Annotated in this window: 21 protein-coding genes; 18 read left to right on the top strand and 3 right to left on the bottom strand. The window is 65.7% G+C overall.

The window, feature by feature from the left end; all coding sequences use genetic code 11:
- Nucleotides 1–158: 158 nt before the first annotated feature.
- Entirely contained in the window at nt 159–788 is a 630-nt protein-coding gene (gene coq7 / locus J2X67_RS00645) for a 2-polyprenyl-3-methyl-6-methoxy-1,4-benzoquinone monooxygenase (RefSeq protein WP_309949586.1), read from the top strand.
- Nucleotides 789–799: 11 nt separating this feature from the next.
- Here the strand turns inward: coq7 and J2X67_RS00640 are convergent, their stop codons facing one another.
- Nucleotides 800–1,249, bottom strand: coding sequence for an OsmC family protein (locus tag J2X67_RS00640; RefSeq protein ID WP_309949584.1), 450 nt, complete (start codon nt 1,247–1,249; stop codon nt 800–802).
- Between the two features lie 274 nt (nt 1,250–1,523).
- Here J2X67_RS00640 and J2X67_RS00635 point away from each other — a divergent pair, with 274 nt between their 5' ends.
- A complete protein-coding gene (locus tag J2X67_RS00635; RefSeq protein WP_309950805.1) occupies nt 1,524–2,762 on the top strand; it encodes a porin in 1,239 nt (412 codons plus the stop codon).
- Nucleotides 2,763–2,852: 90 nt separating this feature from the next.
- Here the strand turns inward: J2X67_RS00635 and J2X67_RS00630 are convergent, their stop codons facing one another.
- Nucleotides 2,853–3,983 (bottom strand): hypothetical protein, encoded by a 1,131-nt coding sequence (locus J2X67_RS00630; RefSeq protein WP_309949582.1) that lies wholly within the window; start codon nt 3,981–3,983, stop codon nt 2,853–2,855.
- Between the two features lie 49 nt (nt 3,984–4,032).
- Between J2X67_RS00630 and ilvA the strand changes: the two genes are divergently transcribed.
- Nucleotides 4,033–5,646, top strand: coding sequence for a threonine ammonia-lyase, biosynthetic (gene ilvA, locus J2X67_RS00625; RefSeq protein WP_309949581.1), 1,614 nt, complete (start codon nt 4,033–4,035; stop codon nt 5,644–5,646).
- A gap of 12 nt (nt 5,647–5,658) precedes the next feature.
- On the opposite strand, the gene J2X67_RS00620 is transcribed toward ilvA, so the two are convergent.
- Nucleotides 5,659–6,306 (bottom strand): type II secretion system protein N, encoded by a 648-nt coding sequence (locus tag J2X67_RS00620; protein WP_309949579.1) that lies wholly within the window; start codon nt 6,304–6,306, stop codon nt 5,659–5,661.
- A gap of 49 nt (nt 6,307–6,355) precedes the next feature.
- On the opposite strand from J2X67_RS00620, the gene gspG reads away from it, so the two are divergent.
- From gspG to J2X67_RS00545, 15 genes are all read left to right on the top strand, one after another.
- Entirely contained in the window at nt 6,356–6,796 is a 441-nt protein-coding gene (gspG, locus tag J2X67_RS00615) for a type II secretion system major pseudopilin GspG (protein ID WP_258504315.1), read from the top strand.
- Nucleotides 6,771–7,235 (top strand): GspH/FimT family pseudopilin, encoded by a 465-nt coding sequence (locus J2X67_RS00610; protein WP_309949578.1) that lies wholly within the window; start codon nt 6,771–6,773, stop codon nt 7,233–7,235. The genes gspG and J2X67_RS00610 overlap by 26 nt, the downstream gene beginning before the upstream one ends.
- A complete protein-coding gene (gspI, locus tag J2X67_RS00605; protein ID WP_309949577.1) occupies nt 7,232–7,606 on the top strand; it encodes a type II secretion system minor pseudopilin GspI in 375 nt (124 codons plus the stop codon). The genes J2X67_RS00610 and gspI overlap by 4 nt, the downstream gene beginning before the upstream one ends.
- Entirely contained in the window at nt 7,606–8,292 is a 687-nt protein-coding gene (locus J2X67_RS00600) for a prepilin-type N-terminal cleavage/methylation domain-containing protein (protein WP_309949575.1), read from the top strand. The genes gspI and J2X67_RS00600 overlap by 1 nt, the downstream gene beginning before the upstream one ends.
- Entirely contained in the window at nt 8,289–9,290 is a 1,002-nt protein-coding gene (gspK, locus tag J2X67_RS00595; protein WP_309949573.1) for a type II secretion system minor pseudopilin GspK, read from the top strand. Before J2X67_RS00600 ends, gspK begins: the two co-directional genes overlap by 4 nt.
- A 136-nt stretch (nt 9,291–9,426) precedes the next feature.
- Nucleotides 9,427–10,638 (top strand): type II secretion system protein GspL, encoded by a 1,212-nt coding sequence (gene gspL / locus J2X67_RS00590; RefSeq protein WP_309949571.1) that lies wholly within the window; start codon nt 9,427–9,429, stop codon nt 10,636–10,638.
- Complete coding sequence (gene gspM / locus J2X67_RS00585) at nt 10,635–11,165, top strand: type II secretion system protein GspM (protein ID WP_309949569.1); 531 nt, start codon at nt 10,635–10,637, stop codon at nt 11,163–11,165. Before gspL ends, gspM begins: the two co-directional genes overlap by 4 nt.
- Before the next feature lie 16 nt (nt 11,166–11,181).
- Entirely contained in the window at nt 11,182–11,982 is an 801-nt protein-coding gene (gene gspN / locus J2X67_RS00580) for a type II secretion system protein N (RefSeq protein WP_309949568.1), read from the top strand.
- 2 nt (nt 11,983–11,984) lie between these two features.
- Nucleotides 11,985–14,303, top strand: coding sequence for a type II secretion system secretin GspD (gene gspD / locus J2X67_RS00575; protein WP_309949567.1), 2,319 nt, complete (start codon nt 11,985–11,987; stop codon nt 14,301–14,303).
- Nucleotides 14,304–14,347: 44 nt separating this feature from the next.
- Nucleotides 14,348–15,739 carry an ATPase, T2SS/T4P/T4SS family gene (locus J2X67_RS00570; protein ID WP_309949566.1) on the top strand — a complete coding sequence of 464 codons (1,392 nt, stop codon included), beginning with the start codon at nt 14,348–14,350 and terminating at the stop codon, nt 15,737–15,739.
- Between the two features lie 15 nt (nt 15,740–15,754).
- Nucleotides 15,755–16,990, top strand: a complete 1,236-nt coding sequence (gspF, locus tag J2X67_RS00565; RefSeq protein ID WP_309949564.1) for a type II secretion system inner membrane protein GspF — start codon at nt 15,755–15,757, stop codon at nt 16,988–16,990.
- A gap of 28 nt (nt 16,991–17,018) precedes the next feature.
- Nucleotides 17,019–17,918 (top strand): 5'-nucleotidase, encoded by a 900-nt coding sequence (locus J2X67_RS00560; RefSeq protein ID WP_309949562.1) that lies wholly within the window; start codon nt 17,019–17,021, stop codon nt 17,916–17,918.
- Nucleotides 17,919–18,114: 196 nt separating this feature from the next.
- Nucleotides 18,115–18,339 (top strand): hypothetical protein, encoded by a 225-nt coding sequence (locus J2X67_RS00555; protein WP_309949560.1) that lies wholly within the window; start codon nt 18,115–18,117, stop codon nt 18,337–18,339.
- A 73-nt stretch (nt 18,340–18,412) separates the two neighbouring features.
- Entirely contained in the window at nt 18,413–20,617 is a 2,205-nt protein-coding gene (locus J2X67_RS00550; protein ID WP_309949558.1) for a phosphocholine-specific phospholipase C, read from the top strand.
- Between the two features lie 13 nt (nt 20,618–20,630).
- On the top strand, nt 20,631–22,874 hold the full coding sequence (locus J2X67_RS00545) for a phosphocholine-specific phospholipase C (RefSeq protein ID WP_309949557.1): 2,244 nt from the start codon (nt 20,631–20,633) through the stop codon (nt 22,872–22,874).
- Nucleotides 22,875–22,878 lie beyond the last annotated feature (4 nt).

Genomic DNA, 22,878 nt, shown 5'->3' with positions numbered 1-22,878 from the left:
GGCGCTGCGGCAGGGCAAAACAATTCGCCCGAAAACTCCGGTGGTCCATCCGTTTCGTTGCAGTCCTGCAACAAAGGGCTCGGGCGCCCTCTCAAACCACAATATGAAATGAAACGGGGTTTCGCCCGCTCACTTTTTGCTTGGGTTCAAATAGGCCGATGATCTTTTCGCTCGATCCTGCCTTGGCCGCAGCGGATGCGGCATTACGTACTCTTTTTGGACGGGCCCATGCCACACGGGCCATGCCACACCCGGATCAGGCTCCAGGTGAATTGACTGCTTCGGAGCGGCGCGAGGCCGGCGCGCTGATGCGGGTGAACCATGTCGGGGAAGTGTGTGCGCAAGCGCTTTACACCGCACAGGCCGCAGTCGCACGCGATCCCGTCCTCCGCGCCCGACTGCTCGAGGCCTCCCACGAAGAAACCGACCACCTGGCGTGGACGCGGCAACGCCTGGACGACCTGGGTGCGCGGCCGTCGGCTCTGAACCCGCTGTGGTACGCGGGTGCGTTCGGCCTGGGCTTGATAGCCGGCCGCCTGGGAGACCCTCTGAGCCTCGGGTTCGTCGCAGAAACCGAACGCCAGGTAGAAGCTCACCTGGAGAGCCACCTGGGCCGCCTTCCGCCTGCTGACCGGGCCTCAAGGGCCGTGGTCGAACAAATGAAAATCGATGAGGCCCGGCATGCCGACCAAGCCATCGATGCCGGAGCCGTGGAATTGCCGGCCCCGGCCAAGGCCCTGATGCGATTCGCCTCTCGCGTGATGACCACGGTGGCGCATCGGATCTGAAGCTCGCCGCTTCAGGTTTCGATCAGATCGAAGCTGGTGGTGATCTCGGCGGTTTTCGCAAGCATGATGCTCGCCGAGCAATAAGTCTCGTGGCTCATTGCGATGGCGCGCTCGACGGCAGCGGCAGGAATGCCCTTTCCGGCAACCGTGAAGTGCATGTGGATCTTGGTAAAGACCTTGGGATCTTTTTCCGCCCTTTCGCTGGTCAACTTGACGCTGCAGCGCTCCACGCGATGGCGGCCGCGCTTCAGGATGAGCACCACGTCGTAGGCGGTGCAGCCGCCCGTGCCAGCGAGTACGGTTTCCATCGGCCTGGGAGCGAGGTTTTGGCCGCCGTTCTCCGGCTTTGCCGCATCCGGCGCGCCGTCCATCGTCAATACATGGCCGCTGCCTGTTTCAGCCACGAATCCCATGGCGGACCGGGTGCCGGAATCGCCGGTCCAACTTACTGTGCATTCCATCTTGTCAGATCCAATCAGGATGTTCAGTGAAAAAAGTTCGCTGAGACATCAATTTGTGTGTGGGAAAAGCGTCACTCGCTTGTTGCAACGCAGCAAACAACCGATATACTTTATTTCATCGCGCACGAAGACGTGCGCACCGGTTGTCTCCTCCACCCTTCCAATTGGTGGATTTAGCCCCGAGCTGCAAAGCTCGGGGCTTTTTTCTTTGTGCCGTCAGGTACCTGAAGAGCCGACACCTACTCTAGTTTCGACGCCCCAAAGGGCAGTTGCTCTGGCTGCCCTGGCTGTTGCCGGTGTTGCCTCGGCTCAGTCGTCCGTCACGCTCTTCGGTGTGGTCGACGCGTCGATCAGCGGCTACTCGTCCACCTCGCGTGACATGTACAACGGCGTCTCGTACAACGCCTTCGGCTTTCCCATCTACAACCCGAACTACGTCAACCGCGGCAGCGTCAAGACCAGCAAGACCGGCATGGCCAATTCAGGCTACAACTCCAGTCGCCTGGGCTTCCGTGGCACCGAAGACCTCGGCGGTGGCCTGGCTGCAAGCTTCTGGCTCGAAGCACCCATCACCAACGACGACGGCGCAACCGGTGTCTCGACGTTCGCTCGCCGCTCGACCGTGAGCCTGTCCGGTGGTTTCGGTGAAGTCCGCCTCGGCCGTGACTACACCCCGACCTTCTGGAACGACACCGTGTTCGATCCGTTCGGCACCAATGGCGTTGGCACCAACCTGATCTCGACAGCCAACGGTTTCAACACCGACGGCGGCGCGGGTGGTTTCGGCGGCAACCTCAACTCGACGCGCGCCAGCAATTCGATCGGCTACTTCCTGCCGCCGAACCTGGGTGGCTTCTACGGTCAAGTGATGTACGCCTTCCACGAAAAGACCAAGTACAGCCCAGGCCTGGCCACGCCTGATGTCGCGAACAACTCGCGTGCCGGCCGCTATGTAGGTGGCCGCTTCGGCTACGCCAACGGCCCGCTGGACGTCGCACTGGCCTACGGCCAAAGCACCGTGGGCGACGACTTCTACGCTGGCGTGACCGACAAGGTCAACACGCTCAACCTCGGCGCTTCGTACGACTTCGGTCCCGCCAAGCTCTTCGGCGAACTGTCGCAAGCCAAGCTGAAGACCGACATCGAGGGCAACTTCATCGTTCGTCCGGGCTCCGTGCCGTCGACCAAGCTCAATGGCTGGTTGCTGGGCGTGACGGTCCCCGTGGGCGCTGGCTTGATTCGCGCTGCCTACTCGGGCGTGAAGTACAAGACGGGCCACAGCACCGATGACCTGTTCTTCAACGACCAACACAGCAATCCGAAGGCCAACAAGCTGGCTCTTGGTTATGTGCACAACCTGTCGAAGCGCACGGCCCTGTACGCTACGGTGGCTCGCGTGAGCAACAAGAACGGCGCATCGCTGTCGGTAGCCAACCAGCCTTTCGCCGGCGGCGCGGCCTTCACCCCAAAGACCTCGACCGGCTACGACTTCGGCATCCGCCACGCTTTCTGATCGACGTCTGATCCGATGCTGGCTCCAGCCAGTTCGAGTCGATTCAGTGTCAAGCCGCCCAGCGCAAGCCGGGCGGCTTTTTGGCTTTGTTCAACTTACGCGGCCACGCCTGCTTTGCAGCAGGCCCACATTCATTTCACCGTTCAGGACCGAAGCGTAGAACCGCTCGACCATGTTCACGCTCGTGCGTGCATTGCGCGCCAGAGTCAGCATGTCGATGCCCTGCCCGTACAACAGCCGCAACGTAATTGCGGTGTGGCGCAGGCAATAGAGCGTTCTCGATTGACCGAGCGGACCTTTCTCCAGCGCTGTGACCTCGAGCGCCCAATGGAAAAGAAAATTGAGCACTGCCAGTGCGTGCTCACGATTCTTCAGCTGCGGCATGAAGATGTAGTCTTCCGGCCCGCCACAGCCTTGCTCGCGACGATGAGCAAGCAGGCATTCATAAACTCGTACCGCCGGACGCAAGCTCACGATGGGCTGGCTGTGCCGCTTGGTTTCGGGCAAATTCATTCGCAAATAGACGTGCTTTGCGCGCACGACTTCTATGTGCTTGTGCTTCATGAGCTTGATGTCGCTCGGACGGACGAAGGTGTTCACCATCCAGCGAATCAGCCAGGGCAGTTCCTCCGGCATGACGAGCAACTCGCGCGCAATCCAGAAGCGCTCACCCGAACCGAGTTGATCGAGCATTGGGTGCGATTGCCCGCGCAATCTGCGCGCAGCCGCCACAACAGCCCGGTACTCGGCAACGCTGAAGCTGCCGCGCGGCTGACTGCGAACCTTGACTTTCGGGAACGCCGGCGCGCTATGAAGTACCCCGATGTTCACGCCGTGCGTCACTACCTTGCGCAGCAAGACCAGGTACTGGGCGATCGTCGTACTGGTAAAGCCTTGTTCGCCAAGATGGTCGATCAGGCGTTGCGCATCAGACGTAGCAAATGCCTGCGCCTGCACGGCACCCAGCAGCGGAACGATGTGGGCTCGCAACCTGTTGCCCATCACCTGCCAGGTAGGCCGACCAATTTCACCGCGCTGTACGCGCGCAGCTTCTGCTTGCATCAAGCATTTGGAAAGGTCGCTGACAGAAACTGATAACAAATTTTGCTCATTTGTTAACTGACTTGCGGACGGATGAACCGCGGGATAAGCACGTGCAAAAAATCCCGAATCGTTAGCGGCTGGGGGTCTTTGAATGAGGTTTATGACATTTGTGTCCATGTCATATCCACAAGCAATCCCGATGCCTCTTATCATCGTCAGTTATCAAATGAAAACTCCCTTGGAAAAAATCGTGCGCGATGCCCCTGTACCGGCGCTGACGCCTGCCGACTATCTCAGAAAAATCTTGAACGCCCGTGTTTACGACGTGGCCGTCGAATCCGCGCTCGAGAAAGCAAATGCGCTCAGCCAGCGGCTCGGCAACACGGTGCTGCTCAAGCGCGAAGACCAGCAACCGGTTTTCAGCTTCAAGCTGCGCGGCGCGTACAACAAGATGGCGCATCTCACGTCCGAGCAGCTCGCGAGTGGGGTCATCTGCGCATCGGCCGGCAACCACGCGCAAGGCGTTGCACTCGGCGCGCGCAAGCTCGGTACGCGCGCAGTGGTGGTCATGCCGGTGACGACACCCAGGCTCAAGATCGATGCAGTGCGCGGTTTCGGCGGCGAAGTCGTGCTGCATGGCGACAGCTATTCCGATGCCTATCTGCATGCACTCGAGCTGCAGGCGCAACAAGGCCTGACCTTCGTGCATCCGTTCGATGACCCGGATGTGATTGCAGGCCAGGGCACCATCGCCATGGAAATCCTGCGACAGCATCAAGGCCGGCTCGATGCCGTCTTTGTCGCGATCGGCGGCGGTGGGCTCATCTCTGGCGTGGCCAACTACATCAAGGCGGTGCGTCCCGAGATCAAGATCATCGGCGTGCAGATGAACGACTCCGACGCAATGATGCAATCGGTGGCCGCGCACCAACGTGTGAGCCTGTCCGACGTAGGACTGTTTTCAGACGGCACCGCGGTCAAGCTCGTGGGCGAAGAAACTTTTCGCATTGCGAGCAACCTGGTCGATGAATACATCGCGGTCGATACCGATGCCGTATGCGCGGCCATCAAGGACGTCTTCGTCGACACCCGCAGCATCGTGGAACCGGCGGGCGCGCTCGCCGTGGCTGCCATCAAGCAATACGTGGCCGGCCATGGCCGCAATGGCGAAACCTACGCAGCCATTCTGTGCGGCGCCAACATGAACTTCGACCGGCTGCGCTTCGTCGCCGAACGCGCCGAGGTGGGCGAGGAGCGCGAGGCGCTGTTCGCAGTAACGATCCCCGAAGAGCGTGGCAGCTTCCGCCGCTTCTGCGAACTGGTCGGCGAAATGCCGGCGAGCGAATCGCAAGAGGCGGGCTCCACCGGCGGCGCGCTGCGCAATGTGACGGAGTTCAACTACCGCATCAGCGATGCGGCCAAGGCGCATGTGTTCGTGGGCTTGACCACGTCTACGCGCGGCGAGTCGACGACCATTGCGCAGACCTTCAACGCCCACGGATTCGACGCCCTCGACCTGACCCACGACGAGCTTGCCAAGGAACACCTGCGGCATCTGGTGGGCGGGCGCACGGGCCTTGCGCATGACGAGCGGCTGCTGCGCTTCGTCTTTCCCGAACGCCCGGGTGCGCTGCTCAAGTTTCTGAACCTGATGCGGCCGAACTGGAACATCAGCCTCTTTCACTACCGCAACCAGGGCGCCGACTACGGGCGCATCCTAGTGGGCTTGCAGGTGCCATCCGGCGATGCGGCTGCGTTCGATGCCTTTCTCGAAACGCTGGGCTACCCCTACGTCGAGGAAACGGCAAACCCCGCGTACCGCCTGTTCCTGCAGGCCTGACCGACCGTCGGCCTATTGCGCGAGTTGCGCAGGTGCCGGCGGCGGCACCTGTTGGGGTTGTTGGGGTTGCTGCAATTGCTGCGCAGCCGCATCGGCAGCAGGCGAAGGCGCAATCACCGGCGGAACCGCTGCCGGAAAGAGCCCGCTGGGCCGTGCCGCAGGTGAAGGCGCCGCCGGCATGCTCGGCAAGCCCGTGTTGCCGACGCTGATCGGCGCCCGCACCGGCAACTGCAGCGTAAACGCCGCCGGCCCCTGCGCGCTGGTGCCGAGCGTTGCCGCACGCACGCCCACCGACTGCAGCACATAGTTCTCGCCCACACGCGAACCAACGCGAAACGGTCGCGGCGGCTTGCCGTCAATGGAGATCAGCGCTGCGCCCTGGTTGAAAGGATCGGCCACCACACCCGAAAGCACAAAGCGGCTGGCTGCCTCGGGTGCCGCAGGCGCCGCTTCGGTTCCCGAAATCGCGCCCAGCAGTCTTGCGACAGCCTCCGCATCGGCCGACACCGCCGCTCGCGGCATTGTTGCCGCCGCCGCTACCGGTTCGGCCGGACTGGCGAGCCGCAGTCCCCAGAACACCGCGGCGCCGGCCGCCAGCGCCCAGAGTCCCGTGGTTGCAACGGGGGCGTGCCAGCGGGCAGCGGAATAGGGACTTGTCATGGCCGCGGATTATCATGCAGCGCGCTTTCCGAAACATGTCATCCAAGCTATGAAAAAAATCCTTCGCGACGCAGCCCGCACCGCCCAGCGCGGCTTCACGCTGATCGAATTGATGGTGGTGCTGGTCATCATCGGCGTGCTCGCCGCGCTGATCGTGCCGAACGTGATCGAGCGCGCCGATGACGCCCGCGTGACCGCAGCCAAGACCGACATCAACAACCTGATGCAGGCGCTCAAGCTCTACCGCCTGGACAACCAGCGCTACCCCACGGCCGAGCAAGGCCTGCAGGCGCTGCTCACGCGCCCCACGGCCGGCCCTGCCGCGCCCAACTGGAAGCCCTATGTCGAGAAGCTGCCGAACGATCCGTGGGGCCATCCGTACCAATACATGAATCCGGGTATCAAGGGCGAAATCGACGTGCTCTCGCTCGGGGCCGATGGCCAGGCCGGCGGCGAGGGCAAGAATGCCGACATCGGCAGCTGGCAATAGCCGCGCTCGCGGCTTCACGCTGCTCGAGCTGATCGTGGTGATCGCGATCATCGCGATGGCCACTGCCGGCGTGAGCTTTGCCTTGCGCGACAGCAGCGCCGCCACGCTCGACCGGGAGGCCGACCGGCTGGCCGCGCTGCTCGAATCGGCCCGTGCCCAGTCGCGCGCAAGCGGCGTTGCGGTGCGCTGGCGCATTGTGGAAGGCGGAAGCTTCGTCTTCGACGGATTGGCCCCGGGTGCGTTGCCCAGCGGATGGGCTTCCAGCGGCATCAGTGCCCAGGCTTCGCTGGCAGGCGGCGCGCCGGTTGCGGCCGTGCAACTGGGCCCGGACCCGATCATTGCCGCACAGCAGATCGTGCTGTATTCCGAAGGCCCGCCTGCGCGGTCGCTGCGCATTGCAACCGACGGCTTGCGGCCTTTCACCGTCACCACGCCATGAGCAGCAGCCCACGTTCGGCACACGGCGGATTCACGCTGATCGAAGTGCTGATTGCGCTCGGCATCGTTGCCTTGGCGCTCGCGGCGGGTTCGCAAGCCACCATGTCGCTCACGCGCAATGCGCAGCGCCAGTCGGACCTGCTTCTGGCCGACCTGTGCGCCGAGAACGAGCTTGCCAAGGCCCGGCTCGCGCGGCAAATGCCGGCCGTGGGCGATTCGGGTTCGATCTGCGTGCAGGCTGGCGTCTCGTTCAACGTGACCACTTCCACCATCGCCACGCTCAACCCCAACTTCCGGCGCGTCGACGTGCAGGTGCGCGACGAAGCAAACGCGCCGGTGCTGCGCATCTCGACCGTGGTGGGCCGCTTCTGATGCGCCGCGCCGCCCGCCAGCAAAAAAAACAGCTGGGCTTCACCCTGATCGAACTGCTCGTGGCCATTGCGGTAATGGCGCTGCTGTCGCTCGTGAGCTGGCGCGGGCTCGACGGCATGTCACGCGCCACCACGCAAAACCAGCAGCGCGCCGACGCAGTATTGACGCTGCAGACCACGCTCGCGCAATGGAGCGCCGATCTCGACGCCGTAACCGCACTCGCGCAAACCCGCCCCATCGACTGGAACGGCCGCGTATTGCGGCTCACACGCCGCGGCAGCGATGCGGCAGCGCCGGCCATGCACGTGGTCGCATGGACGCTGCGCTCCGGTGCCGACGGCACCCGCTGGCGGCGCTGGCAGTCGCCGCCATTCACCACGCGCGGCGAATGGCAGCAGGCCTGGAACATGGCCGCCTCCTGGGCGCAGGAGGGCGGCGCCGGAGACGTCGCACTGATGCCGGTGGACAGCTGGCAGCTCTATTACTTTCGCGAAAACACCTGGACCCTCGCGGGCGAGTTGCCGAGCGGCGCGCCCAACCCGGCGAACCCCGCAAATCCGGCAGGCGCCATCGTGAACATGCCGGATGGCATTCGCCTGGTGCTGAACCTCGCTCCCGGCGAAGGGCTCGCCGGCACGCTCACGCGCGACTGGGTCAAGCCCACGGTGGGAGCGCCGCGCTCATGACCGGGCGCTTCTTTGCAAACCGCCGGCGCCCGCTGCGGCAACGCGGCGCCGCATTGCTCGCGGCAATGCTCACGGTGATGCTGGTCGCAACCTTCTCGGCGGCGGCGCTGTGGCAGCAATGGCGTTCGTCGGAGGTCGAGGCCGCAGAGCGCGGGCGCGTGCAGGCGGCGTGGGTGTTGATTGGCGCACTCGACTGGTCGCGCCTCATCCTGCGCGAAGACGCCTTCACCGGCGGCCCCGACCACCTGGCCGAACCGTGGGCCGTACCGCTCGCGGAGGCGCGGCTCACCAGTTTTCTGTCGGCCGAAAAAAACGTGGCAAGCGACAACCTCGAAGGCCTGCCCGACGCGTTTCTGTCGGGCCGCATCGTCGATGCCCAATCCAAGCTCAACGTGCTGTCCCTGATCGATGGAAACAAGCCTGTCCCGGCGAGTGTTGCCACCTTCACCAAGCTGTTCAACATCCTGGGCCTGCCGGCGTCCGAGCTCAGCGTAATGACAAGCTCGCTCCTGCGGGCCCTGGCAACGGGCACCGACGCGTCCGGCGGCGGCGACAGCGGCGCCGCGCCGCTCATGCCGCAAGAAGTTTCGCAGCTGGTGTGGCTTGGCCTTTCGCCCTCGACGGCGGCGGCCCTCGAGCCCTACGTAACGATCCTGCCGATTCGCACCCCTCTCAACATCAACACCGCGAGCGCCGAGGCCATCAGCGCCAGCCTGCCGTCCTTGAGCATCAGCGATGCGCGCCAGCTGGTCGAAAAGCGCACACGCTCGTTCTTCAAGCAGATTGCCGACGCCAACGCCGCCTTGCCTAATGGCGGCACGCAATTCAACGCGGCCCAGCACAGCGTGAGCACCCAGTTCTTCGAGGTCTACGGCAGGCTTCGGCTCGACCGCACCTGGGTAGAAGAGCGGTCGCTGCTGCAGCGCGACGGCATCACCGTGAAGACGATCTGGCGCAATCGCGGAGCCGGAATGACAGCACCTCCGGCTAAACCCTGAGTCCGGCTTCCTCCACCGGTTTTCTTGCACCAAAATCATTGCCTAACGCCCGTCGCAACTACGTCACACGCTACAAATAAGGTAGCGTCAATGCAATAAGCGCACCCCTACAATCAGCCGCCCTTCCGAAATCGAAATGACACCGCTGTTGCTCATCGCCCCCCTCCCTCCGGCGGACGCCGCGGGCGAGTACGACTGGGCCCAGGCTGGCGACGACGGCATCGCTTTGCGCGACCATGGCCGCGCCCTGCTCGCACTGCTGCCGGCCAGCGCGGACATCACGCTCGGCATTCCTGCCGCAGCGCTCTCGTGGCACCGCGTCACCTTGCCCAAGGGAAGCATGGGCAGCGCCTCCAAGTTGCGCGCCGTGCTCGACGGCCTGCTCGAAGAGCACTTGCTCGACGATCCCGAGGCGTTGCACTTTGCCCTCGAACCCGATGCCAAGGCCGGCGGGCCGGTGTGGGTGGCGGCCTGCAACCGCATCTGGCTGCGCAGCATCGTGCAGGGGCTCGAATCGGCGGGACGGCGCGTGGTGCGCATCGTTCCTGAGTTTGCGCCGCAACCGGCCGACGGTCCGCCGCTCCTGCAGATCACCGGCGAAGCCGAGGCGCCGCAGCTCACGGTGTGCGATGCCGACGGCGTCGTCTCGCTGCCGCTTGCGGGTGCCGGGCTGGCGCTCTCCGGCAGCCTGCCACTCGACACCGCCGTCATCGCCGCCGAACCCGCCGTCGCCCAGGCCGCCGAGCAACTGCTAGAGCGCCGGTTGCCCATCGTGCAGGCACCCCAGCGCTGGCTGCAGGCCACGCGCTCGCCCTGGGAGCTCGCGCAGTTCGATCTCGCCGTCACGGGCCGCGCCCGCGCCGGCAAAAAATTTGCATCGGTGGTCCAGACGCTGCGCTACGCACCCGAATGGCGCGCCGCGCGCTGGGGCGTCATTGCGCTGCTGCTCACCCAGTTGGTCGGTCTCAACGCCTGGGCCTGGAAAGAACGCAATGCACTCGATGCCAAGCGGCAGGCAGTCAAGACCATGCTGACCCAGACCTTTCCGTCGGTGAAGCTGGTGGTCGATGCGCCCGTGCAAATGGCTCGCGAAGTCGCGGCGCTGCAGCAGGCCGTCGGCGACGTCGCAGGCAGCGACTTCGAACCGATGATCGGCGCGCTCGCCTCCAATCTGCCACCGGGCCGCATACCCACCGCCGTGGACTACAGCGCCGGCCAGCTGCGCCTGCGCGGCCTGGGCTTGCAGCCATCCGAACTCACAAAGCTCTCGGGTGCCATGGGCCCGCGTGGCTACAGCGTGCGCGCCGAAGGCGATCTGCTGCTGGTGCAAGCCGAGGCTTCGCGATGAACTTCACCGAACAACTCCGGGCCCGCTGGGCTTCGCTCGAACTGCGCGAGCGGCGCATGGTCGCCGTTGCCGTGGCGCTCGTGGTGCTCGCCCTCTTGTGGTGGATTGCGCTCGCCCCGGCGCTGCGAACGCTCGCAGCGGCACCGGCCGAACACGCACGGCTCGACGCGCAATTGCAGCAGATGGCCACGTTGCAGAACCGCGCAAAGGCGCTGCAGGCGCAGCCCCGCCTGAACCGCGACGACGCACTGCGTGCCCTCGAAACTTCCGTGCGGCAGAGCCTGGGCACCAACGCCCAGCTCATCACGGCCAGCGGCGACGGTGCCGCTACCGTCACGCTGCGCGCCACGCCGGACGACTTGGCCCAGTGGCTCTCGCAGGCTCGCGGCAATGCCCACGCCGTGCCGCGTGAAGCCCACCTGACCCGTGCGGCCGCGGCGCCGCCGGCGGCGGGCAGCAAAGACGCGCAACCTCCAAAGGTGCGCTGGGAGGGCACGCTCGTGATGGCGCTGCCCGCGGCCCGTTGAGCACGAGCACCGCCGCATGGTGACGCGCTCTTCCCTCTCCGAACCCACGCCGCGCGGCGGCTGGCGCTGGGCCTTGCTCGGCATCGTGATCGGTGCGCTGCTGGCGCTCGTCCTGTTCGCGCCGGCCCGCTGGCTCGCCTCTGCACTGTCCAGCTGGAGCCAGGGCCGGCTGCTGCTCGTCAACCCGCGCGGCACGGTCTGGAACGGTGCGGCCGCAGTGGTGCTTGCAAGCGGTGCAGGCGGCGCCGAAGCGGTGTCGCTGCCCGGGTCTCTCAACTGGCGCATGCGGCCCACCTGGAACGGCATGTTCGCCGTGCTCGACCTGCCCTGCTGCGCCGCGCGGCCGATCCAGCTCAAGGCCAGCCCGCGAGCCGACGGCATGCAGCTGCAATGGGGCGACGGCAGCTCGCGCTGGCCCGCCACCTTGCTGACCGGCCTGGGCGCGCCCTGGAACACACTCAAGCTCGAAGGCACGCTCGATCTTTCCACCAGGGCCCTCACGATGCAGTGGGACGGCCCCGTGCTGCGCATCGCAGGCCAGGCCACGCTCGACGCCACCGATGTGTCGTCGAGCCTTTCGACCCTGAAGCCGATGGGCAGCTACCGGCTCACGCTCGAAGGCGGCAGCCGGCCGAGCCTGCTGCTGAGCACGCGCGAAGGCAGCCTGCAGCTCAACGGCAGCGGCAGCTGGAACGGCACGGCCTTTCGCTTCAACGGCGAAGCCAGTGCCGCGCCCGGTCGAGAAGACGCACTTTCCAATTTGTTGAACATCATCGGACGACGTGACAACACGCGTTCGATCATCACCCTGGGTTGATCATGATGAAGCCATTGACTTCGCACGGCAGCCGCCTCGGCATCGTTGCACTCGCAGCGCAAATGCTGATCGCCGCCACCTTCCTGCAAGCCGTGCCGCCCGCGTTCGCGCAAGCCGCCAGTCCCGATGCGCCGCGCCGGGGCGAACCCATCACGCTCAACTTTGCCAACGCCGACATCGAGGCTGTTGCGCGCACCATGGCGGTGGTCACCGGCCGCGACGTGGTGGTCGACCCGCGCGTGAAGGGCACCATGAACCTCGTGACCGACCGCGCCATTGCACCAGCCGCTGCGTTCAACCAGTTTGCTTCGGCGCTGCGCCTGCAGGGCTTCGCGGTGGTCGAGTCCGAAGGGCTCTACAAGGTGGTGCCCGAGGCCGACGCCAAGCTGCAGACACAAACGGTCAATACCGCCACGCCCAGCGCCGGCGCGGTGGCCGGCAACCAGATCGTCACGCAGATCTTCAGGCTCAACTACGAGTCCGCCAACAGCCTGCTGCCGGTGCTGCGCCCGCTCATTCCGCCCAACAACACCATCAACGTGAATCCGGGCAACAACTCGCTCGTGATTACCGACTACGCGGACAACATGCGCCGCCTGAGCCGCATCATCGCGGCGCTCGACGTGCCCAACGCGTCCGACATCGAGGTGATTCCGCTCAAGCATTCCATCGCCACCGACATGCTGCCGCTGATCACCCGCCTGGTCGACGGCAGCGGCTCGGGCGCACCGGGCGCCGCCGCGCCGGGCACGGCCGACGCATCTTTCCGCACCACCCTGCTGGCGGACCCGCGCAGCAATGCGCTGATCCTGCGTGCGGCCAATCCGGCGCGCGCTGCGCTGGTGCGCACGCTGGTCGAAAAGCTCGACCGCGCCCCGGCCGAAAGCAGCAACGGCGCGGCCGGCAACATCTACGTGGTTTATCTCAAGAACGCCGATGCGGTGCGCCTTGCAGCCACGCTGCGCGCCGCCATGGCAGCCAACCAGCTGCCCGGCACGCCGGGTACGCCAGGCGCTGCAGGCGGCGGTGCCCAGGCACAGCAGCAAGCCAACATTCCGCAGGCCATGCAGCAGGTCAACCTCAGCGGCCAAGGCGGCTCGGCCGCCGCCAACGCGCCGCTGAACAATGCCAACCAGCCTTCCACCGGCGGGCAGATCCAGGCAGACCCCTCGACCAACTCGCTGATCATCACGGCGCCAGAGCCCCAATACCGGCAGATGCGCGCGGTAATCGACAAGCTCGACGGCCGGCGCGCGCAAGTGATGATCGAGGCGCTGATCGTCGAGGTCAGCGCCAAGAAGGCCGCCAACTTCGGCGTGCAGTGGCAGAGCGCGCTGGGCAACAACGCGGTCATCGGCACCAATTCAAGCCTGGCCAGCGCCAACATCCTGGCACTGACGCAGGCCCTGGCCACGCGCGACGTGGCCAATGTGCGGCCGTCCTCGGGGCTCAACCTCGGCATCGCGGGCAAGATCGGCGGGCAATACATCCTGGGCGCCATCGCCAACTTCTTCAACAGCGACGGCGACGCCAATGTGCTCTCGACGCCCAACCTGCTGACGCTGGACAACGAAGAAGCCAAGATCGTCATCGGCCAGAACGTGCCCTTCGTCACGGGCCAGTACGCCAGCACCTCGGGTTCGGTGGGCATCAACCCGTTCACCACCGTCGAACGCAAGGACGTGGGCCTTACGCTGCGTGTGCGCCCGACCATCAACGAGAACGGCACCGTGAAGATGACCATCTTCCAGGAGACCTCCACGGTCGACGGCAACACCGTCAACAACCCCAACGGCCCGACCACCAACAAGCGCTCGATCGAATCGAGCGTGCTGGTGGAAGACGGCGGCCTCGTCATGCTCGGCGGGCTGCTGTCGGACGACTATGGCAACACGGTCGAAAAGGTGCCGTTGGCGGGCGACATTCCAGTGCTCGGCAACCTCTTCAAGAACGAGATCCGTACGCGCAACAAGAGCAACCTGATGATGTTCCTGCGCCCCGCGGTCATGCGCGACGGCGCCTCGACCGAAGCCTTTGCCTACGACCGCTACGACGAGATCCGCGGCATGCAGCAGCGCACCCAGCCGAACACCGACAACATCATGCTGCGCGGCGTCGATTCCGCGCCCGTGCTGCCGGAGGCCCCGGCACCGCGCCAGACCGAGCGCACAAGCAGCAGCAACAGCAGCGAACGCATCCAGGGCACGCAACTCATTCCGCCGCCGCGCCCGCCGGCCGACACACGCAGCTTGCGCCCGAGCCCGCTGCGCGGTGCCTTGCCGCCCACTGCCGACCCGACCAGCTCGCGCGAACTCCCCTGAAGCCCCGGTCCGCCGCTCCAACAAACGCACCGCTGTTACCGCCCATGCGCCACCCCCTGCCCTACGCGTTCGCACGCAGCCAGCAGCTGCTGCTCGAAGAGGCCGATGACGGCCACTACACGCTGTGGATGTCCAGCCACCCCTCGCGCAGCGCACTTGGTGAGGTCACGCGCAAATATGGCGTACAGGCCTTCGAAGTGCTGGCCGACGGCCCGCTCGCGCAACGCATCAGCGCGGCCTATGCGCAGGGCGAATCGAGCGCCGCCGCGGTGGTGAGCGAGGTGCAGAGCGACGCCGACCTCTCGCGCATGATGCAGGAGCTGCCCGCGGTCGAAGACCTGCTGGAAAGCGCGGGCGATGCGCCCATCATCCGCATGCTGAACGCGCTGCTCACACAGGCAGCGCGCGACGGCGCAAGCGACATTCACATCGAGCCTTATGAGCGCACTTCGTCCGTGCGCTTTCGCATCGACGGCACGCTGCGCGAGGTGGTGCAGCCCAACCGCGCGCTGCACGCCGCGCTGATCTCGCGCCTGAAGATCATGGCCGACCTCGACATTTCCGAGAAGCGGCTGCCGCAGGACGGACGCATCAGCCTTCGCATCGGCACGCGCGCGGTCGATGTGCGGGTTTCGACGCTGCCGAGCGCCCATGGCGAACGCGCCGTGCTCCGCCTTCTGGACAAGACCGAATCGAAGCTCACACTCGAATCGGTCGGCATGCAGGGCGACACGCTGGAGCGCTTTGAAAAACTCATCGCACAGCCGCACGGCATCATCCTGGTAACCGGCCCCACGGGTTCGGGCAAGACCACCACGCTGTACGCCGCGCTGGCCCGGCTCGACGCGAGCCGCAGCAACATCATGACGGTGGAAGACCCCATCGAATACGAACTGCCCGGCGTGGGCCAGACGCAGATCAACGCCAAGATCGAACTCACCTTCGCGAAGGCGCTGCGCGCCATCCTGCGGCAGGACCCGGACGTGATCATGATCGGCGAAATCCGCGACTTCGAAACCGCGCAGATCGCCATCCAGGCCTCGCTCACCGGCCACCTGGTACTCGCCACGCTGCACACCAACGACTCGGTGAGCGCCGTCACGCGCCTCACCGACATGGGGGTGGAACCTTTCCTCCTGAGCTCGTCGCTCCTGGGCGTGCTGGCCCAACGCCTGGTGCGCAAGGTGTGCACGGCATGCGGCGGCGCCGGCTGCGAGGTCTGCGGCCAGACCGGTTACCAGGGCCGCACCGGCATCTTCGAGCTGCTGGTGGCCGACGACGAAGTGCAGGCGCTCATCCACGGCAAGGCCGCGGAAAGCCAGCTCTTCGAGGCCGGCGCGCGCGGCGGCCTGCGCTCCATGCGCGAGGACGGCGAACGGCTGGTGCAGGCCGGCATCACGTCGCGTGCCGAACTGTTGCGGGTCACGCGCGAATAAGCTCTTCGCTCTGCCATGCCCGCCTATTCCTTCGAAGCCATCGATGCCAGCGGCCAGTCGCGCGAAGGCGTGCTCGAGGCCGACACAGCGCGCAGCGCCCGCAGCCTGCTGCGCGCACAGGCGCTCATTCCGCTGTCGGTCACGCCGGTCGGCAGCAGCCACGTCAACGGCACGGGCAACGGGGGCCTGCGCCGGTGGCTCGGCGGCGGCGCAAGAATTTTCAATTCAACGGGCCTCGCGGTGTGGACGCGCCAACTCGCGGGGCTCGTGTCTTCGGGCCTGCCGCTCGAACGCGCGCTGACCGCGCTCACCGACGAAGCAGAGACCGAGCCGCAGCGCAACCTGGTCGCATCGCTGCGCGCCGAAGTCAACGCAGGCTCGCCTTTTGCGCGTGCGCTTGCGGCGCATCCGCGCGAGTTCTCGCCCATCTACACGGCCGTGATCGGCGCGGGTGAGCAGAGCGGCAACCTCGGCCTCGTGCTCGACCGCCTGGCCGACGACCTCGAAGAGCGGCAGGTGCTGCAGCAAAAGCTTGTCGGCGCGGCGCTCTACCCGGCCATCGTCACGCTGGTTGCCATCGTGATCGTGATCTTTCTGGTGAGCTATGTGGTGCCGCAGGTGGCGCAGGTGTTCGCGGGCACCAAGCGCTCGCTGCCTTTTCTCACCACCGTGATGCTGTCGCTGAGTGCGGCGGTGCGCAACTACGGCTGGTGGATGCTGGGCGGCGTGGTGTTCGTTGCCATCGCTGCGCGATTGGCGCTGGCGCAAGAAGCCTTCCGCCTGAAGTTCGACGCCGCGTGGCTCAAGCTGCCGCTGGTCGGCAAGCTCGCGCGAGGCTACAACGCGGCGCGCTTTGCAAGCACGCTGGCCATGCTCGCGACTGCCGGCGTGCCGATCTTGCGTGCGCTGCAGGCCGCATCCGAAACGCTGGGCAACCGCGCAATGCGCGCGGACGCACTCGATGCGCTGGTGCTGGTGCGCGAAGGCGCGCCGCTCGCCTCGGCGCTGGCGCAGAAAAAACGCTTTCCCGGACTGGTATCGATGTTTGCCCGCCTCGGCGAGCAGACCGGCACGCTGCCGCTGATGCTGCAGCGCGCGGCCAACCAGCTCGGCGCCGAAGTGCAGCGCCGCGCAATGCACCTGGCCACCATTCTCGAACCCCTGTTGATCGTGGCCATGGGCGGGGTGGTGATGCTCATCGTGCTGGCGGTGATGCTGCCCATCATCCAGCTGAACCAGTTCGTCAAGTAACAACGCCCGCAAGGAAGCCCGAAACCCCATGCCCGTTACGCTCGAAGACAAGCTCGTGGTCGCGATATCTTCGCGCGCGCTGTTCAACCTCGAAGAAGAAAACAAGATCTTCGAGGCCGGCGACAACGAGGGCTACATGAAGCTGCAGCTCGACCGCATCGACGTGCCGGCCGCACCGGGCATTGCCTACTCGCTGATCCGCAAGCTGCTGCGCTTCAACGACGACGGCGTGCAGCGCGTCGAGGTGGTCATTCTCTCGCGCAACGACCCCGTCTCTGGCATGCGCATCTTCCGCTCCAGCGCGGCGGCCGACATCAAGCTGCAGCGCGGTGTGTTCACCCAGGGCCGTCCGCCCTTCGGCTACCTGCGGCCGCTGCGTGCGCACCTGTTCCTTTCGGTCAACGCGCAAGACGTGCGCGAGGCGCTCAACGCGGGCTTTCCGGCCGCGCGGGTGCTGGTCGAATCGGTCAAGGCCAGCGATGCCTGGCCGAACGAAGTGCGCATTGCCTTCGACGGTGACGCGGTGCTGTTCTCCGACGAGGCCGAGCGCGTGTTCCAGGCCGAGGGCCTCGACGCGTTCCAGGCGCACGAGCTCAGCAAGGCCGACCTGCCGCTGCCCGAAGGCCCGTTCAAGCCGCTGCTGTCCGCGCTGCATCGGCTGCAGATGGCCGGCAATGCGCAAATGCGCATCCGCACCGCGCTGGTTACCGCACGCAGCGCTCCCGCGCACGAACGCGCGATTCGCACGCTCATGAAGTGGAACATCCGCGTCGATGAAGCGATGTTCCTCGGCGGTTTGCCCAAGGGCGAATTCCTGCGCGAATTCGAACCCGACTTCTTCTTCGACGACCAGACCGGCCACGTCGACGCCGCGGCACGCCACGTGCCGGCAGGCCACGTTTCCAGCGGCATCAGCAACGAGCGCTGAGCCTCTTGCGGCGCGGGCGCCATTGCGGCGCCCCGCTCCGGTGGCGCGTCTCGCGCCTTTGCGTTGTCATCGCTCTTTCATGGCGATGTAACGGGTTCTCCCTAGTCTTGCGGTCTGTCCGGTGCGCGGTGCCTTCATGGCGCCATTTTTTTTGCCGCATCCGAGCGCACACACCACAACACCAAGGAAACCCATCATGCGATTTTCATTTCCCTCCGTGCGGCTCTTTTCCGCAGTGGCCCTGGCCTGTGCTCTTTCCGCCTGCGGTGGCGGCGACGGAGGCGGCGGTTTTTCGGGCTTCCTGCCCGGTGGCGGCACGCCCACGACGCCCACTACACCAGGCGGACCCGACACGCCGGCCAACCCGAACCCGCCTGCACCCGACACCGGCGTGAAGCCCGAGATGCGCTGCGCGCCCTGAGCGCCCATTGCAACAAGTTGCACAGCCCATCCCAGCGCCCGACCGCAAACCCCAAGACCAAGCAAAACAAGCCATGAATTCACGTCGCAAATTCCTGCAGGGCACGGCCACCACCGGTGCCGCAGCGCTCGCACTCGCCGCCTTTCCGCCGAGCATTCGCCGCGCCCTGGCCATTCCGGCCAACAACAAGACCGGCACCATCCAGGACGTCGAGCACATCGTCATCCTCATGCAGGAGAACCGTTCGTTCGACCACTACTTCGGCACGCTCATGGGCGTGCGCGGCTTCGGCGACCGCTTCACCATTCCGCTGCCCAACGGACGCAGCGTGTGGCAGCAACTCGACGACGCGGGCAAGGAAGTGCTGCCCTATCACCTGGACGGCTCCAAGGGCAACGCGCAACGCGTGGCCGGCACGCCGCACAGCTGGAGCGACGGCCAGGCTGCATGGGCCGGCGGGCGCATGCACGAATGGGTGAAATACAAGAAGACCAAGACGGCACCCTTCACGCAATCGATGGGCTACCTCAACGATGCGGAACTGCCGTTTCAATTTGCGCTGGCCAACGCCTTCACGGTCTGCGATGCGTACCACTGCAGCATGCACACCGGCACCAATTCGAACCGCATGTTTCTCTGGACCGGCACCAACGGCCCCACCGGCGCGAACGTGGCCACGGTCAATAACGAGTGGGACGGCATCGACAGCTCCGCCAACGGCTACACCTGGAAGACCTACCCCGAGCGCCTGCAGGAAGCCAAGGTCAGCTGGATCGTCTACCAGAACATGCCCGACAACTTCACCGACAACTCGCTGGCCGGCTTCAAGCAGTACCGCCTCGCCAACGAAGCTTCCGGCAAGCCCGTGAGCAACGACGTGGCCTCGCCCGCCTACGACCCGGCCAGCGACGACGCCGGCAATCCGCTCTACAAGGGCATTGCCAACACCATGCCCGACGGCGGCTTTCTCGACCGGTTCCGCCAGGACATCAAGAACGGCAAGCTGCCCCAGGTGTCGTGGATCGTCGCGCCCGCCACCTATTCCGAGCACCCCGGCCCTTCGAGCCCCGTGCAGGGCGGCTGGTACATCCAGGAAACGCTCGACGCGCTCACCGCGGTGCCAGAGGTGTGGAGCAAGACCGTGTTCATCATCAACTTCGACGAGAACGACGGCTACTTCGACCACGTTCCTTCGCCGGCCGCGCCGTCCATCAACGCCGACGGAACGCCAGCTGGCAAGACGACGCTGCCGGTCGAAGCGCTCGCTCCCGAATACTTCAACCATCCGAATCCGCCCGGCACCACCGACCAGCCGCCGCCCGACGGCCGCGTGTACGGCCCCGGCGTGCGCGTGCCGATGTACGTGGTGTCGCCCTGGAGCCGCGGCGGCTGGGTCAACTCGCAGGCCTTCGACCACACCTCTGTGATCCGTTTCATCGAAGCACGGTTCGGCGTGAAGGAAACGAACATCAGCGGCTTCCGCCGTGCGGTGTGCGGCGACCTCACCACTGCGTTCAACTTCGCTTCGCCCAACGACGAAGCACTGCCCACGCTCGCAGGCCGCAAGACCAAGGCGCAGGCCGACCAGTTGCGCACGGACCAGGAGGCACTTTCGCAGGTGCCGTTTCCGGCGCTGCCGCAACTGCCGCTTCAAGCCAAAGGCACGCGCCCCTCGCGCGCGCTGCCCTACGAGCTGCACACGAGCGCCCGCATCGACGCCACCGGCGGAAAAACCCAACTGCTGTTCGCCAACACCGGCACGGCCGCCGCGGTGTTCCACGTGTACGACAAGCTCAACCTCGATCGCCTGCCGCGCCGCTACACGGTCGAGCCCGGCAAGACGCTGGACGACACGTGGAACTCGATGAGCGACAACAGCGGCTTCTACGACCTGTGGGTGCTGGGGCCGAATGGCTTTCATCGCCACTTCAAGGGCGACCTGAACGCCCTTCGCAGCGGCGACGCGGCTGCGCCTGAAGTGCGCGTGTGCTACGACATTGCCAACGGCAACGTGTACCTGGAAATGCTCAACGGCGGCAAGAATGCCTGCAAGTTCACCGTGCGCGCCAAGGCCTACCGCACCGACGGCCCGTGGACCGCGACGGTAGCGGGCGGCGCCAAGGCCGAACTGCACTGGGACCTGGCAGCCAGCGGCGCCTGGTACGACTTTGCGGTGAGCTGCGATGCCGACACGAGCTTCGTGCGCCGCTTTGCGGGCCGCGTGGAAACCGGCAAGCACTCGGTGAGTGATCCGGCAATGGGCCTGGCCGACCTGTGAGGGCTGCACGCGCATGAACTCACGCCGCAGGTTTCTCACGGGCACCGCCACTACCGGTGCCGCAGCGCTCGCGCTCTCGGCCTTTCCGCCGAGCATCCGGCGCGCCCTGGCCATTCCGGCCAACAACAAGACCGGCACCATCCAGGACGTCGAGCACATCGTCATCCTCATGCAGGAGAACCGTTCGTTCGACCACTACTTCGGCACGCTCATGGGCGTGCGCGGCTTTGGCGACCGGTTCACCATTCCGCTGCCCAAGGGCCTGAACGTCTGGCAGCAGACCGACGGCAGCGGCAAGCTGGTGCTGCCCTACCACCTGGACAGCCGCAAGGGCAACGCGCAGCGCGACGGCGGCACACCCCACGACTGGGCCGACAGCCAGAACGCCTGGGACAGCGGCCGCATGTACCAGTGGCCGCGCTACAAGACCAGCAAGGCCATGGGCTACCACAAGGAGGCGGAGATCCCGTTCCAGTTTGCGCTGGCCAACGCCTTCACGCTTTGCGACGCGTACCACTGCAGCATGCATACCGGCACCGACGCGAACCGCGCCTTCCATCTCACCGGAACCAACGGTGCGATTCCCACCAACACCGCTTTCGTCAAGAACGAGTGGGATTGGATCGACGGGCGGCCAGAGTCGGTGAACACCGGCTACACATGGAAGACCTATGCCGAACGGCTCGAAGAGGCCGGCGTGCGCTGGATCAGCTACCAGAACATGCCGGACGAATGGGGCGACAACATGCTGGGTGCCTTTCGGCAGTTCCGCCAGGCGAACCTCGATTCGGGCTTTCCGGTGTCCAGCGGCGGCGAGCCCAACTCGCCCTATGCCGATACCGGCCAGCCGCTGCCCTACCGCGCCTACGACCGAGCGACGGACGATGCGAAGAGTCCACTCTACAAGGGCGTGGCAAACACATTGCCCGGCACACGGCCCGAGGACTACCTCGACGCCTTCAGGCGCGATATTCGCGAAGGCAAGCTGCCACAGGTGTGCTGGATGAACGCCCCGTCGATCTACTGCGAGCACCCGGGCCCGTCGAGCCCGGTGCAGGGCGCATGGTTCCTGCAAGAGGTGCTGGACGCGCTCACCGCCGTGCCCGAGGTGTGGAGCAAGACCGTGCTGCTCGTCAACTTCGACGAGAACGACGGTTACTTCGACCACGTGCCTTCGCCTTCGGCGCCATCGCCGCTTGGCGACGGCACCTTTGCCGGCAAGACCACCCTGCCCACGGCCGACCTGGCTCCCGAGTATTTCACCCATGCGGCGCCGCCCGGCAGCACCAAGCAGCCTGCGCCCGACGGCCGCGTGTACGGCCCTGGCCCGCGCGTGCCGATGTACGTGATCTCGCCCTGGAGCCGCGGCGGCTGGGTCGACTCGCAGGCCTTCGACCACACATCGGTGATCCGCTTCATCGAAGCGCGTTTCGGCGTGAAGGAGCCCAATATCGGCGCCTTCCGGCGCACAGTGTGCGGCGACCTCACCAGCGCCTTCAACTTTGCCAATCCCAACGACGAGCCGCTGCCCACGCTCGCGGGACGCAGCACCCGCAACCAGGCCGACCAATTGCGCCTGAGCCAGGAGGCGCTCGGCCAGGTGCCGCTGCCGATCGACCCGCAGCTGCCGCGCCAGCCAACGGGCACGCGCCCATCGCGTGCGCTGCCTTACGAACTGCATGCCAGTGCGCGGGCCGATGCGGCTGGGGGCACCGTGCAATTGCTGTTCGCGAACACCGGCAAGGCAGGCGCGGTGTTCCATGTGTACGACAAGCTCAACCTTGGCCGCCTGCCGCGCCGCTACACGGTAGAAGCCGGCAAGACGCTCGACGACACCTGGAATGCCGCCGCGGACAACAGCGGCTTCTACGACTTGTGGGTGCTCGGGCCCAACGGCTTTCATCGCCACTTCAAGGGCAATCTCAATGCGCTGCGCGCAAGCGGCGCCAGCCCTGAAGTGCGGGTGTGCTACGACATTGCCAACGGCAACGTCTACCTCGACATGCGCAACGGCGGAACAAAGAGCTGCAAGTTCACCGTGAGCGCCAAGGCTTACCGCAGCGATGGCCCGTGGATTGCAACGGTCGACGGCGGCGCCGCGGCCGAACAGCATTGGGAGCTCGCCACCAGCGGCCAGTGGTACGACTTCGAGGTTGCCTGCGATGCCGACCCGGCCTACCTGCGCCGCTTTGCCGGCCGGGTGGAAACCGGCAGGCACACGGTGAGCGATCCGGCGATGGGCTTCGTCGACCTGTAGCCGC

The organism is Variovorax sp. 3319 (assembly GCF_031456585.1).
Classification (GTDB): Bacteria; Pseudomonadota; Gammaproteobacteria; order Burkholderiales; family Burkholderiaceae_C; genus Variovorax; species Variovorax paradoxus_P.
The sequence above is the reverse complement of the archived record's forward strand: the minus strand, read 5'-3'. Positions and strand labels throughout refer to the sequence as shown.

Bases quoted from the DNA above. Each gene is read 5' to 3' on its own strand.
- coq7 (WP_309949586.1), top strand. From the start codon at position 159: ATGATCTTTTCGCTCGATCCTGCCTTGGCCGCAGCGGATGCGGCATTA.
- J2X67_RS00640 (WP_309949584.1), bottom strand. From the start codon at position 1,249: ATGGAATGCACAGTAAGTTGGACCGGCGATTCCGGCACCCGGTCCGCC.
- J2X67_RS00630 (WP_309949582.1), bottom strand. From the start codon at position 3,983: ATGGACACAAATGTCATAAACCTCATTCAAAGACCCCCAGCCGCTAAC.
- ilvA (WP_309949581.1), top strand. From the start codon at position 4,033: ATGAAAACTCCCTTGGAAAAAATCGTGCGCGATGCCCCTGTACCGGCG.
- J2X67_RS00620 (WP_309949579.1), bottom strand. From the start codon at position 6,306: ATGACAAGTCCCTATTCCGCTGCCCGCTGGCACGCCCCCGTTGCAACC.
- gspG (WP_258504315.1), top strand. From the start codon at position 6,356: ATGAAAAAAATCCTTCGCGACGCAGCCCGCACCGCCCAGCGCGGCTTC.
- J2X67_RS00610 (WP_309949578.1), top strand. From the start codon at position 6,771: ATGCCGACATCGGCAGCTGGCAATAGCCGCGCTCGCGGCTTCACGCTG.
- gspI (WP_309949577.1), top strand. From the start codon at position 7,232: ATGAGCAGCAGCCCACGTTCGGCACACGGCGGATTCACGCTGATCGAA.
- J2X67_RS00600 (WP_309949575.1), top strand. From the start codon at position 7,606: ATGCGCCGCGCCGCCCGCCAGCAAAAAAAACAGCTGGGCTTCACCCTG.
- gspK (WP_309949573.1), top strand. From the start codon at position 8,289: ATGACCGGGCGCTTCTTTGCAAACCGCCGGCGCCCGCTGCGGCAACGC.
- gspL (WP_309949571.1), top strand. From the start codon at position 9,427: ATGACACCGCTGTTGCTCATCGCCCCCCTCCCTCCGGCGGACGCCGCG.
- gspM (WP_309949569.1), top strand. From the start codon at position 10,635: ATGAACTTCACCGAACAACTCCGGGCCCGCTGGGCTTCGCTCGAACTG.
- gspN (WP_309949568.1), top strand. From the start codon at position 11,182: ATGGTGACGCGCTCTTCCCTCTCCGAACCCACGCCGCGCGGCGGCTGG.
- gspD (WP_309949567.1), top strand. From the start codon at position 11,985: ATGATGAAGCCATTGACTTCGCACGGCAGCCGCCTCGGCATCGTTGCA.
- J2X67_RS00570 (WP_309949566.1), top strand. From the start codon at position 14,348: ATGCGCCACCCCCTGCCCTACGCGTTCGCACGCAGCCAGCAGCTGCTG.
- gspF (WP_309949564.1), top strand. From the start codon at position 15,755: ATGCCCGCCTATTCCTTCGAAGCCATCGATGCCAGCGGCCAGTCGCGC.
- J2X67_RS00560 (WP_309949562.1), top strand. From the start codon at position 17,019: ATGCCCGTTACGCTCGAAGACAAGCTCGTGGTCGCGATATCTTCGCGC.
- J2X67_RS00555 (WP_309949560.1), top strand. From the start codon at position 18,115: ATGCGATTTTCATTTCCCTCCGTGCGGCTCTTTTCCGCAGTGGCCCTG.
- J2X67_RS00550 (WP_309949558.1), top strand. From the start codon at position 18,413: ATGAATTCACGTCGCAAATTCCTGCAGGGCACGGCCACCACCGGTGCC.
- J2X67_RS00545 (WP_309949557.1), top strand. From the start codon at position 20,631: ATGAACTCACGCCGCAGGTTTCTCACGGGCACCGCCACTACCGGTGCC.